Here is a 12550-nt window from a genome sequence, read left to right as displayed (position 1 = left end):
CTCCTTTCAAAGTGTGCCGATAGTACCCGGGTTGAACACCGCGTCCACCGGGGCGATCCCGTTGACCAGCGGCGCGCCGAACTCAGCCTGGCTGATTTCGAACACATCCCCCGGCTGGGTGCGGATGCCGTCGGCGAACGACAGGGTCGCGGTGCCGAAGAAATGTACGTGCACGTCCCCCGGGCGAAGGAACTGACTGTACTTGAAGTGATGGAACTCCAGGTTTTCGAGGCTGTGGCACATGTTGGCCTCGCCGCTGAGGAATTCGTTCTGCCACAGCACTTCGCCGTTGCGCAGGATACGACTGGTCCCGGACAGATGTTGAGGCAGTTCTCCCAGACGAAGTTCCGGGCCAAAACTGCAACTGCGCAATTTCGAGTGGGCCAGGTACAGGTAATTCTTGCGCTCCATGACGTGGTCGGAGAACTCGTTGCCCACGGCGAAGCCCAGGCGATAAGGCTTGCCGTCGTGGCCGATGACATACAGCCCGCTGATTTCCGGCTCTTCGCCGGCGTCTTCAGCGAACGGTGGCAGCGGGAACGGGTGGCCCGGACGGACCACGATGCTGCCGTCGCCCTTGTAGAACCATTCCGGTTGCACGCCGGCCTGGCCCGCGGCGGGCTTGCCCCCCTCCACGCCCCACTTGAAGATGCGCATGGTGTCGGTCATGGCTGATTCGTCGCCGGCCTGCTGATGCATCTTGTCCCGCGCCGAGGCGCTGCCCAGGTGGGTCAGGCCGGTCCCGCTGACCAGCAGGTGCGCCGGATCCGGATGATCCAGCGGCGGCAGGATGCGCAGCTCAGCGAGCAATTGCGCGTAGTCATGGCTGGCGCCCAGGCCCAGGCTGTCCACCTGCCGCTCGAGCTTCACACCCGCCTCGATGGCCGCCAAGGCCAGGTCGCGCACCGTGCTGGCGCCCTGCACTTCCCGCACCCGGTCGCCCTCGACCACACCGACACGGCGTTCGCCATTACTCAATTCGAACTGAACTAAACGCATATCTTTCTCCTTGTAAGCAAAACTTGAATTCGGTGCAGTCCCCCTGTGGGAGCGAGCGGGCTCGCTCCCACAGTCAAGTGCAGTGGTCTAGGTACGCGTCGCCCCCCGGGCGCTGGCCGCGAACTGATCGGCCGGCAGTACATGCTTGCGCTCCAGCAACCGATACACCACGCCGGTCAACACCAGGCCGAACACCATCACGCAGGACAGGAAGTACAGCCCCGATGCCAGGTTGCCGGTGTATTGCTTCAGCGCGCCGATCACGAACGGCCCGATATATCCCCCCAGGTTGCCCACCGAGTTGATCAGCGCGATGCCCGCTGCCGCACTGGCGCCGGCAAAGAAACGCCCCGGCAGGGTCCAGAACACCGCCGTGCAGGAGAACAGCGCGAACGCCACCAGGCACAGCGCCGCCAGTTGCAGCACCGGCACCGACAGCCAGGCACTGAGGAACAGGCCGAGGGCCCCCAGCACATAAAGCACGGCCAGATGACCGTAACGATCGTTCAGGCGATCAGAACTGCGGGGGATGATCAGCAAGCCGACGATGCCGAAGATGTATGGCACCGATGACACGAAACCGGTCACCAGGTCGCTGCCGCCAAACTGCTTGATCAGGGTCGGCAGCCACAGGCCCAGGCCGTAGATGCTCAGGGTCACCGGCAGGTAGAACAACGCCAGCAGCAGGACACGCTTATCCTTCAAGGCGTGCAGCGGGTTGCCGTGACGGGTCTGGCCATACTCCTGCAAGTCCTTCTTCAGCTCGCCGGTCAGCCAGTCCTTTTCGGCCTGGTCCATCCATTTCACTTGTTGCGGGCCATCAGGCAGGTAGCGCAGCACCGGCCAGGTCAGCAGCACCGCCGGCAGGCCGATGACGATGAACAACCACTGCCAGCCGTGCAGGCCGAGGATGCCATCCATGCCCAGCAAACCACCGGATACAGGACCGGTGATCATCATCGCGATGGGCTGGGAAAGAATGAACAGGCCCAGGATCTTGCCGCGATGGCGCACCGGGAACCACTGGGTGATGTAGTACAGCACGCCGGGGAAGAAACCGGCTTCGGCCGCTCCCAGCAGGAAGCGCATCACATAGAAGCTGTAGGGGCCCTGCACGAAGGCCATGCCGATGGTGATGGCGCCCCAGGTGATCATGATCCGGGCGAACCAGCGCCGGGCACCGAAGCGTTCCAGCATCAGGTTGCTGGGGATTTCCAGCAGGAAATAGCCGATGAAGAACAACCCCGCCCCCAGACCATAGGCCGCGTCGCCGATGCCGATGTCGGCGCCCATGTGCAGCTTGGCGAAGCCCACTGCAGAGCGGTCCACGTAGGCGATCAGGTACAGCAGGATCAGGAAGGGAATCAGTTTCAGCGTGATGCGGCGGATAAGCCGCAGTTCCTGGCTCATGGGTCCGGTCTCCGATTGTTGTTGTTATGGAACCTCGGGGGATTTCTCTCGCGCATGGCGCCAGGACGATCCCTCCGTTGAATTGGACTATATAGTAATACTATTTACCCAACAACACTTCCAAACCTGACAAATTGAGCTTATGTTACGCTCAAGCTGGAACAATATAGTCATACAATAAGAGAATCGATCATGTCTGATAAGAAACCCTCCCTGCGCTCGGCCCAATGGTTTGGCACCGCCGACAAGAACGGCTTCATGTACCGCAGCTGGATGAAAAATCAGGGCATCGCCGACCATCAGTTCCACGGCAAGCCGATCATCGGCATCTGCAATACCTGGTCGGAGCTGACGCCGTGCAACGCGCACTTCCGGCAGATCGCCGACCACGTCAAGCGCGGCGTGATCGAGGCCGGGGGCTTCCCGGTGGAATTCCCGGTGTTCTCCAACGGTGAATCGAACCTGCGCCCCACCGCCATGCTGACCCGCAACCTGGCGAGCATGGACGTGGAAGAGGCGATTCGCGGCAACCCGATCGACGGCGTGGTGCTGCTCACCGGTTGCGACAAGACCACCCCGGCCTTGCTGATGGGGGCCGCCAGCTGTGACGTACCGGCCATCGTCGTCACCGGCGGGCCGATGCTCAATGGCAAGCACAAGGGCCAGGACATCGGTTCGGGCACCGTGGTCTGGCAATTGAGCGAGCAGGTCAAGGCCGGCACCATCACCCTCGACGACTTCCTTGCGGCCGAGGGCGGCATGTCCCGCTCGGCCGGCACCTGCAACACCATGGGCACCGCCTCGACCATGGCCTGCATGGCCGAGGCCCTCGGCACCTCCCTGCCCCACAACGCCGCGATTCCGGCCGTGGATGCACGGCGCTATGTGCTGGCCCATATGTCCGGCATGCGTGCCGTGGAAATGGTCCGCGAAGACCTCAGGCTCTCGAAGATCCTGACCAAGGAAGCGTTCGAGAACGCCATCCGGGTCAACGCCGCCATTGGCGGTTCCACCAACGCGGTGATCCACCTCAAGGCCATCGCCGGGCGCATCGGCGTGCAACTGGACCTGGACGACTGGACCCGCATCGGTCGCGGCATGCCCACCATCGTCGACCTGCAACCCTCCGGACGCTTCCTGATGGAAGAGTTCTACTACGCCGGCGGCCTGCCGGCGGTGCTGCGCCGTCTCGGCGAGGCCAACCTGATTCCCAACCCGGACGCCCTGACAGTCAATGGCAAGAGCATCGGCGAGAACACCAAGGACGCGCCGATCTACGGCCAGGATGAAGTCATCCGCACCCTGGACAACCCGATCCGCGCCGACGGCGGCATCTGCGTGCTGCGCGGCAACCTGGCGCCACTGGGCGCGGTGCTCAAGCCTTCCGCGGCGACCCCCGAACTGATGCAGCATCGCGGCCGCGCGGTGGTGTTCGAGAACTTCGATGAATACAAGGCCCGGATCAATGACCCGGAACTGGACGTGGATGCCGATTCGATCCTGGTGATGAAGAACTGCGGGCCCAAGGGTTATCCGGGCATGGCCGAAGTGGGCAACATGGGCTTGCCGGCCAAACTGCTGGCCCAGGGCGTGACCGACATGGTGCGCATTTCCGACGCGCGCATGAGCGGCACCGCCTACGGCACCGTGGTGCTGCACGTGGCACCGGAAGCCGCGGCCGGCGGGCCATTGGCGGCGGTGAAGGAAGGTGACTGGATCGAACTCGATTGCGCCAGCGGCCGTCTGCACCTGGACATCCCGGACGCCGAACTCGCCGCCCGCCTGGCCGACATCGCCCCACCGCAGCAATTGCTGGTAGGCGGCTACCGCCAGCTGTACATCGACCACGTGTTGCAGGCCGACCAGGGTTGTGACTTCGACTTCCTGGTGGGTTGCCGCGGCGCCGAAGTACCACGCCACTCCCACTGACCCCTGCCATACCCCTGTGGGAGCGAGCAAGCTCGCTCCCACAGTAGGCCGGCGTCAGCATTGAAGGCACTAGCGACCCGCCATCGCCGCGCCTGCTATCATGCGCAGCATCTCTTCGTACAGGAACGCATCGCGTCCCATGGATTACCGTAAACCCTCCGACCGCAAAAGCATGCACGCCCGCATCGTCCAGGAACTGGGGATGCAGATCGTCTCCGGGCGCTTCAAGCCCGACGACAAATTGCCCGCCGAAGCGCTGCTCTGCGAAGAATATGCCGTCAGCCGTCCGGTCCTGCGCGAAGCCACCCGTGTGCTGGTCGCCAAGGGCCTGGTGTATTCGCGTCCCCGTGTCGGCACGGTGGTCAAGCCGCGCCGGGAATGGCACATGCTTGACCCCGATGTGCTGCATTGGCTGATGAAGAGCAGTCCGCAGAATGAATTCTTCAACGTGCTGACCAGCGTGCGCAGCATCATCGAACCGGCCGCTGCGGCCCTGGCCGCGCAGTTCGCCACGCAGGCCGATATTGCCGCGATCCGCGAGGCCTACCAGCGCATGGAAGCGGCGCCGACGCCCGAAGCCATGCTGCAACCGGACCTGGACTTTCACAGCCTGATCGCCGACGCCACCCACAACGACCTGCTGGCCAACCTGTGCAACATGTTGTCGGTGGCCATCGCCGAAGCGCTCAAGCACTCCAATCAACGGCCCAACCTGCATGAACTGGCGATGCCACGGCACAAGGCGATCCTCACCGCCATCGAGAACCGCGACGCCCTCGGCGCACGCCATGCCACGCTGGTGCAGCTTGACGATGCCCGCAGCGCACTGAATGTGGTGCTGGGCACCGATCCGGCTTGATATCTCCCGTCAGGCCCATCAGGGCCTGACATAAACGTCATCCTTCCCGGTGGTATCTATATACCGCCCGCACGGGCACCAGAGGTCGATACTTTTCCAGGCGTCATTCCAACGACCCCATGAAAAGGACTTCCCATGACCCTGCCCTCACCGGCCACCACCCCTTCTGCGCTTGCGCAAAGCGTCAGCCTGCAATTTGCCAGTCGCCCCACCTTCGAGCAGTTCGCACAACGCATGCTCAAGCAAGCCATCCAGGAAAAATACCCCACGCTGGCCTTCGATCTTTCCAAGACCCGGTTGGCAACACCCGATACGGCCTCCCGCGGCTACCTGCTTGAACCCTTCATGCCCCGCGTCCTCGATTACCTGGCGCTTGGCACCCCCATTGAGTTCAAGGATCTCAAGGGGCGTCGCAGTTTCCTGTCCGACGCACCACCGCGGCTCCTTGCGCCAGACGATGGCAAGCTGGACATGAAGGTCATCGAAAAGCTGCTGCTCGAACTGCCCTGGCGTGTGCCGATCGGGCTGCAGGATGCGTTGACGCGTTACTGGAACGCCAACATCGACAGCAGCCCGCAGATCGACAGGCAGGACGGCACCAGCCGCTGGCAGTGGCTCAGCGATGTGCTCAGGAACCTGCTGCACATCCGCAGCCTGCAGCAGCAAGACCTTGGCGGGCAAGCTCGGCAAGCCCTCGACCAGGTTGTCCGATGGCCGGACCGTGAACAACGCCTGCGGCACCATGCAAAGGCTGCCGTCCATGCCTACAGCCTGGAGACCCGGCTCACTCGGGACGGCTCCCACAGCGTATTGACCGGCAGCGAGGTCCTGCTGATCCACTGCGTGAAGAACGCGACGGTCTTGCTGCTTTGCAGTGCTGAAGGCGCTGTCCAGGCCTTCGACTCCCTGGAGGCTTTTACGCGTCATTGGGGCACCGTGATTGCCAGCCGCTACGTCGTGGACACCGTGACCTGCCAGCGCAACGAGATCGGTGGCAACGTTTTCGAAACCCAGTCGGCCATGATCCTGGAACAACAGCTGGCCGACCTGGACGCCGTGCAACTGCCCTCGCGCATTGGCCTGCCCGACCTCAAGACGCTCTATAACGAGCTGAGCGACCCCGCCCGCTACCTGCTCGACGCCCCGCGCCCGATGCCCGAAACGTCGGCATGGATCGCCCCCCTGATTCCGGACTGGCTGAAACAGGCGTCGGTCCTCGACAGGACGAAAATCCAGCAATACAGCCTGGCATTGGCCAGTGCCAAGAAACGCAACCAGGGGCGCACCTTTCTCAGCGACATCCAGGACATCAAGGCCTTCGCCGCCGATGCCCTGCTCGGCGCCTTGCAAAAGGCCAACGACCGCAGCCCGGCCAAGGCCCAGGCCAGCCAATACCAGCCCGACGATGTGCGACTGACGTTCAGCGCAGCGGCGGGTTATCCGGGAGCCATCGGCATCGTCGAAAAACGAACCATCAGCCTGACCGAACTGGCGATCGCCAATCTCGTCGCCCGGCCCGGCGTGGACCCGGTCCTCAGCCATCGTAAGGGCCTGGTATTGCCGGTATGGCTGACAGCCGATTTCATCACCCGCAAGGGCGGGCTGATCGAACAGGTGGACATCGGCACGACCTACCCGCGCTACTTGCAGCAAAAGCTGCTGGACGATGTGTCACAAGCCCACGAGCGTCAGCGGATATTCGCCGAACAGATCCCCGCCCAACTGCCCCTGGATGCCCTAAAGCAGATCCTCAACCACGAAAACGGCATGACCCGCCAAGGCCTGGCCCTGCTCGAAGCCCTGCTCAACCCCGAGGCCGATGAGCAACGAGTCAGCGGCGCTCCCGTGGTCATCCGCCACCTGGCCTTCCTGCGCAAGCCTGAAGCCCATCCCGATACCGTGGCGAACATGTTCATCATCGAGCCGGAAGACATCGCCACTGGCCCGCATGTGCTGTATCGCCCCCTTTATACGCCGTCGCTGCTGCAATACCCGACGCGACAGGCATTGCTGCAGGCCATCGTCGAGCCCGGTGACCTGCACCAGAGCGTACTGACCTGGATGTCCGACGCCGCTCGCGTGATCTATGCCAACGGCGGTTTCCAGGAACCCCATATCGTGCGTTTCTACCAGGGCGATGAGTTCAGCCTTCCCCAGAAGCCGGCGCCGGCGACCCTGGCGGTCGACAGCGTCAACGACGAGCTGCGGCAGTTCCTGCGCAACGGCGAACTGATGCAGTATCTCTACGGCAGCAATGCGCGGGCCCTGGTCACCCAGGCGGACCGGGACTCGGTTTCCAACAGCGAAAGCCGCTGGGCCGTTCTGCTGCACGGTGGCAGCCTGCTGTTCAACACCTTGCTGTTGCCCCTGTTGCGCGGCCCGGCCATGGCCACCGCCTGGCTATGGAACCTGATGGCCAGCGCCAACCAGGACATCCCGGCCCTGGCCAGCGAAGACTCGGTGACGCGGGAGCTCGCCGCCGTCGACCTGCTGCTCAACCTCGGCATGCTGCTCGTCCAGTTCCCCTCCATCAGTGCGTCCCCTCGCCCCTCCTTGCCCGAGGCGCTCAAGGAACAGGCGATGCGTCCTCCGGCGCCGCGCATCGTCCCGGAGCAATGGCCCGCCCCCGCGCCGCCGAGCATCCATGAGGGCCCCGTGGCCTTGCCAGGGGAACGCTTGGGAGACAGCGGCGCGAACCTTGACCTGAGTTTCGCCAGCGCAAGCCGTCGCCTGACGACCGGGCAGCTCGCCCGCCTGCAACGTTTCCAGGTAAGCCAACCGGCGTCCATGCCAGAGCCGACAAAATATGGCCCCTACACGGGCCTGTACGTCATCCACAACACCTGGCACGCCCTGGTGGATGGAAAAATGTATCAGGTGACCCCTGAATCGGACGGCAGCGCGATCATCGTCAACCCCCTGGCCCCACGGGATCCGGCCCAGAATGGCCCAGTGTTGCAATCCGATACCCGCGGCAACTGGTCCATCGACCTGCGCCTGCGCCTGCGTGGGGGCATGCCGCCCAAGCGCCTGGCCAAACTGCGGGACATCAAGGCCCAACGCGCGGCCGAGCTGAGTGAGCTGCTGAAGAGTTATTACAAGGACGAGGCCGATCGGCAACGCGCCCTGGACACCGCCCAGGAAGTCATGACGAGGGCCCAGGAAGGCAACTTTACCGAGGCGCAACGCGCGGACAAGCGGGCGCGGTTCTACAAGCTCCTTGAGGAGCAGACTGACACCTATCTGAAGCTGCTGGACAACGTCACCGAATATGCCAGCCACGATATGCAATTGCCCTCCGGCATCATTCGGGCGTTGATGGAGAACGTGGTCAACAACGCCCGCAAGGGCTTCCTGATCAACGAGTTCGAGCTGACGGCGCTGGATGCCGCCTATGGCCAATTCACGCACGATTATTCGACCCTGCAAGCGAATGTCGCTGGCAACCTTCTCGACTATTTCAACTACCTTGACGCCTTGAGTGACATTAATGATCGCTCGATCTATTGGCTGGAACTCAGGGATCGCTATCTGGAAGCGCTGTTGAACCAGGGTGCCGCCGGCGCGCAAGTGTTCGAACGCTTGACCCGGGACCGTCCATTGGGTGAACGAACGGCATTGGCCACCAAGGCCCTGCAACTGCCTACGTTGGCGGCACTGATATTCAAGGATCCCGACTCCAATCTTCCCGAGAACCTGCACAGCGTCACCCAGCTGTTGATGGAACAGGCGCGCTCCCAGTCCGACCTGAGCACCTACGAGCTGACCCCATCGGAACAGATCGAGGTCCTGGAAAGCCTGGTCGAACACTATGGCGCGGCACTCGATGCCATGCAGGGTATGAAAGCCCTCAATGTCGCTGACATGGACACGTCCTATTTCGGCAGGCTGTTCAGGCTGGTCGAGGGCCTTTATGAAGAGGCGTCCACGAAGCTGGCCGCCGAAATCAAGCCCGAGCCGCAGCCCCGCAGGCGCCCGCCGAAACGCAGCAGGACAGCTGCCGGACGTCCGCAGAAAAAGGTGATCAAGACGCGCAAGAGCGGCGTGTTGATCGGTGACTTGAAGCCGGCCGGCACATCACTGCCGATCGAGGTCGTCGAGCTGCGCTCTGAAGTCGACGACAGGTTGCTCGCCACCTACTCGCGACACGACGACATCTGGGACATCGTCGAAGTCCAACGACCGACCCCGGCACCCCGCACACGCTCGGTCAAAGCGATCAAGGCCGATGCACGAAAACTGCTCGGGCAACTGGACAACAGTCTGGCGAACGCCGAGCGCTATAAAACCCAGTGCCGCTTCCCTCAGGAAATCGAAGAAATCCTGAGCAATGAGGCAAGTCGCTACCGCAAGCTGGCCGAAGAACTCGAACGAGCCTTCACCGCCTCGAAAACCCCGCGCACCGCAGCCGATCAGACACTGACCGGGCAACTGTCAGACGCCGTTTCGCGCCTGACCACCCGGGGCAGCGATCTGCGCACCGAATTGAGCCTGAAACTGCCGCCCACCGACAGCAACCTTCGCTACCTGTTCGAGAAAGACCTGGTGCAAGTCGCAAGGCTCGGCGAACGCAAAGCCTTGAAAGGCGAGCGCAAGGATTTTCTCCAGGAATACGCCATCAATGACCGGGACGGCTGGCCCCTCTGGTATGCGCACTTTCATTACGAAACGGCGGAAACGCCAAAAGCTGACTTCAGCGTGGCGCATCTGAAAACCAAGGAGCAGCGCAAGGAGCATTACCATTCAATGCTGGCCAAGGCGAAAAGCCCTTACGCGGTGGTGAATGTGCATCGAGGACAGATCGGCAGGCCGCTGGCGCAGAGCAGGTTCTTGCCGTTGGCGCCTTGATTACCTGAGACGGCGGTGACCGCGGCGAGGGGATTTATCCCCTCGCCACGGATTCACTCCAGGGCCTTTGAGTGGATCAAGGTTGCACCTTTGCCGTTTCAACTTTCGGTCAGTGGGCAAACAGCGAGTTGCCCTTCTGCCCCGCCAGCTTCTCCGGCTTGATCAGGAAACGCGCCAGCGCCGGCAGCAGCCACAGCGCACCGAACATGTTCCACAGCAGCATGAACGTCAGCATCAACCCCATGTCGGCCTGGAACTTGATGGCCGAGAAGATCCAGGTGCAGACACCGATGGCCAGGCACAGGCCGGTGAACAGCACCGCCTTGCCTGTGGATTTCAGCGTCTGGTAGTAGGCCTCCTGCAGCGGCAGACCGGCCCGCAAGAAACTCTCCAGGCGGCTGTAGATGTAGATGCCGTAGTCGACGCCGATCCCCACGCCCAACGCCACCACCGGCAGGGTCGCGACTTTCACGCCGATGCCCATGAACGCCATCAGGGCGTTGCCCAGCACCGACGTCAGCACCAGCGGCAGCACGATGCACAGCGTCGCCGCCCAGGAGCGGAAGGTGATCATGCACATGGTCGCCACGCAGATGTACACCAGGATCAGGATGGTCAGTTCCGATTCCTTGATCACTTCGTTGGTGGCCGCCTCGATGCCGGCGTTACCGGCGGCCAGGATGAATTCCAGGCCCTCGCGGTTGTTTTCCTTGGCAAAGTCCTGCACCGCCTTCACCGCACGGTCCAGGGTCTCGGCCTTGTGGTCATTGAGGAATACCAGCACCGGCGCCAGGGAACAGCTGTTGTTGTACAAGCCATCGGCCCGGGCGATGGAGTTGTTCAGCACGTCAGGGTTGCGCGACAGGGTTTCCCATTTCAGGTTGCCCTCGTTCATGCCCTTGATCATCTGCTTGGACACGGTCACCAAAGAAATGGCCGACTGCACGCCCTCGGTGTTCTGCATCTTCCACATCAGTTCATCGATGGGGGCCATGGCCTCGTAGCGCGAGCAGCCTTCGGTCTTGGTCTTGACCATCACCACCAGCACATCGGAGCTGGTGGAATAGTTGCTGATGATGAAGTTGTTGTCCTGGTTGTAACGCGAGTCCGGGCGCAATTCCGGCGCCCCCTGGTCCAGGTCGCCGATCTTCAGGTTCTGGCTGTACCAGAGGCCACCGCCGAAGGCGAGCACGGCCAGGGCAATGGACACCGGCGCGACCTTGGCGCTGGCGAAGCTCGACAGCAACCGCCAGAACGGATGTTCGCGAGTCGCATCTTTCTTGCTGCGCTCGATGGCACGCTTGCTGATTCCCACGTAGGAAATCGCCACCGGCAACAGGATCAGGTTGGTGAACACGATCACCGCCACACCGATGGACGCACCGATGGCCAGTTCGCGGATCACACCGATGTCGATGATCAACAGGGTGATGAAGCCCACGGCGTCCGCCAGGATCGCGATCATTCCCGGCAGGAACAATTGCCGGAAGGTCCGCCGCGCCGCGGTCAGGGCGTTGTCCGCCTCACTGGACTGCAAGGCGATGCCGTTGATTTTCTGCACGCCATGGGAAATACCGATGGCGAAGATCAGGAACGGCACCAGCATCGAGTAGGGGTCCAGACCGAAACCGGCCGCATGCATCAGGCCCAGCTGCCAGACCACCGCCACCAGGGTCGTGCTCAGTACAGCGATGGTGCTGCGCATGCAATGGGTGAACCAGTACAGCAGGACCAGCGTGATGACGAACGCCACGCCGAAGAACATCACCACCATGATCAGGCCATCGATCAGGTCGCCGACTTTCTTGGCGAAGCCCACGATATGGATCTGTACGTTGGGATTCTGGGCTTCGAACTTGTTGCGGATCTTGTCTTCAAGCTCGTGGGAAAACTTCTGGTAGTCCAGGGACAGCAGCTTGCCCTGGTCCTGAGGGTCCGGGTAGGACTCCAGCAGCGGGATATCGATGATGCTCGACTTGAAGTCGTTGGCCACCAGGCGCCCTACCTGGCCGGACTTGAGCACGTTGTTGCGCAGCAGCTCCAGGCTGTCGGCCGAGCCGTCGTAGCTCTGGGGAATCACCTCGCCACCAGCAAAGCCCTCCTCCGTCACTTCGGTCCAGCGCACGCTCGGGCTCCACAACGACTTGAGCCCGGAACGGTCGACGCCGGAAATGTAGAAGACTTCGTCGTGGATCTGGCGCAGGGTCTCCATGTATTCCTTGGAGAAGATGTCGCCATTGGTGGCTTCCACGGAAATCCGTACCGTGTTGCCCAGGTTCGCCAGGTCGTTGCGATGTTCGAGCATCTTCTCGATGAAGGGATGCTCCAGGGGAATCATCTTCTCGAAGCTGGTGGACGGCCGGATCAGCGTGGCCTGCCAGAACAGGAAGAGGCTGACCAGCAGGCAAATGACGATCACTGCCGGGCGGTTGTTGAAAATCAGGCGCTCGAGGAAGGTCGCCTTGTCTTGGTGATGACTGCTCATGGGGTCCGCCTTGTTGTTAT

At 62.4% G+C, this 12550-nt stretch carries 6 protein-coding genes; 3 read left to right on the top strand and 3 right to left on the bottom strand.

Translation table 11 applies throughout. The features are described from left to right. Nucleotides 1–6: 6 nt before the first annotated feature. Nucleotides 7–999 (bottom strand): AraD1 family protein, encoded by a 993-nt coding sequence (gene araD1 / locus BLP99_RS03690; protein WP_072398912.1) that lies wholly within the window; start codon nt 997–999, stop codon nt 7–9. A gap of 87 nt (nt 1000–1086) precedes the next feature. Next, nucleotides 1087–2409 (bottom strand): MFS transporter, encoded by a 1323-nt coding sequence (locus BLP99_RS03685; protein ID WP_072398911.1) that lies wholly within the window; start codon nt 2407–2409, stop codon nt 1087–1089. A 192-nt stretch (nt 2410–2601) separates the two neighbouring features. Here BLP99_RS03685 and BLP99_RS03680 point away from each other — a divergent pair, with 192 nt between their 5' ends. The 3 genes from BLP99_RS03680 (at nt 2602) to BLP99_RS03670 (ending at nt 10045) form a co-directional block, all read left to right on the top strand. Further along, nucleotides 2602–4338 (top strand): IlvD/Edd family dehydratase, encoded by a 1737-nt coding sequence (locus tag BLP99_RS03680; RefSeq protein ID WP_072398910.1) that lies wholly within the window; start codon nt 2602–2604, stop codon nt 4336–4338. Between the two features lie 139 nt (nt 4339–4477). After that, on the top strand, nt 4478–5197 hold the full coding sequence (locus BLP99_RS03675) for a FadR/GntR family transcriptional regulator (protein ID WP_072398909.1): 720 nt from the start codon (nt 4478–4480) through the stop codon (nt 5195–5197). Between the two features lie 135 nt (nt 5198–5332). Beyond that, nucleotides 5333–10045 (top strand): dermonecrotic toxin domain-containing protein, encoded by a 4713-nt coding sequence (locus tag BLP99_RS03670; RefSeq protein ID WP_092179752.1) that lies wholly within the window; start codon nt 5333–5335, stop codon nt 10043–10045. A gap of 109 nt (nt 10046–10154) precedes the next feature. On the opposite strand, the gene BLP99_RS03665 is transcribed toward BLP99_RS03670, so the two are convergent. Then, nucleotides 10155–12530, bottom strand: coding sequence for an efflux RND transporter permease subunit (locus tag BLP99_RS03665; protein WP_072398907.1), 2376 nt, complete (start codon nt 12528–12530; stop codon nt 10155–10157). Nucleotides 12531–12550: the final 20 nt, after the last annotated feature.

Source organism: Pseudomonas sp. NFACC32-1 (genome assembly GCF_900101215.1).
In the GTDB taxonomy this organism is placed as follows: Bacteria; Pseudomonadota; Gammaproteobacteria; order Pseudomonadales; family Pseudomonadaceae; genus Aquipseudomonas.
The sequence above is the reverse complement of the archived record's forward strand: the minus strand, read 5'-3'. Positions and strand labels throughout refer to the sequence as shown.